The organism is Agromyces humi (genome assembly GCF_009720255.1).
Lineage (GTDB): Bacteria > Actinomycetota > Actinomycetes > Actinomycetales > Microbacteriaceae > Agromyces > Agromyces humi.
Map to the genome: position 1 here is coordinate 1 of NZ_WJSP02000737.1, position 676 is coordinate 676.

Annotated in this window: 1 protein-coding gene and 1 pseudogene; one reads left to right on the forward strand and one right to left on the reverse strand. The window is 73.5% G+C overall.

Going from position 1 to position 676, the window contains the following annotated elements:
• A pseudogene (locus GH736_RS23880) lies at nucleotides 1–183 on the reverse strand (DNA-3-methyladenine glycosylase 2 family protein); the annotation flags it as partial.
• A 112-nt stretch (nucleotides 184–295) separates the two neighbouring features.
• On the opposite strand from GH736_RS23880, the gene GH736_RS23885 reads away from it, so the two are divergent.
• Nucleotides 296–676: histidine phosphatase family protein (locus GH736_RS23885; RefSeq protein ID WP_162529611.1), on the forward strand; the 381-nt coding region annotated here is incomplete at its 3' end.

A 676-nucleotide genomic window follows, 5' to 3' on the forward strand; every position in this document is an offset into this window, starting at 1 on the left:
GGGGGCCGGCTGCGTGTAGCGCAGCGTGGCGATGCCGCCGGCGGTGCGAGTCGTGCGCCAGACCCCGCCACTCGGGTCGCGCTGGTAGGTCGGGTCGGCCGGACCGCGGCGCAGCGGGGAGATGGTCTGGAGCAGGTCGGTCGGATGCCGCGGGCTCCAGGTCAGCTCGTGCTCGGCGATCACGGGTCCAGTGTGCACCACGCACCTGACAGCGCGGCATCCGTCGCCGGTAGTCGCCCCGGCGGCACCTGTCAACGCATTTCCGCGCCGTCGATGCCGGTGATTGGCTGTGCGCATGCGTGAACTGTGGCTGGCGAGGCACGCCGAGAGCGTCGGCAACGTCGCCGCGACCCGTGCGGAGGTCGAGGGCCTCGAGGTGATCCCCCTCGACGTGCGCGATGCCGACGTGGACCTGTCGCCGACGGGCGTCGAACAGGCGCGTGCCCTCGGCGACTGGCTTCGGCCGCGGGTCGCCGGCTTCGACTCCCTCTGGAGCTCGCCGTACGCCCGCGCGCGACGCACGCTGGCCATCGCACTCGGTGAAGAACTCGGCGAAGAGCGCGGCGAGCGGGTGGTCCTCGCCGACGAACGCCTGCGCGATCGCGAGCTCGGCGTGCTCGACCTCCTCACGCACACCGGCGTCGCGGCGCGGTTCCCGGGCGAGGTCGCACGCCGG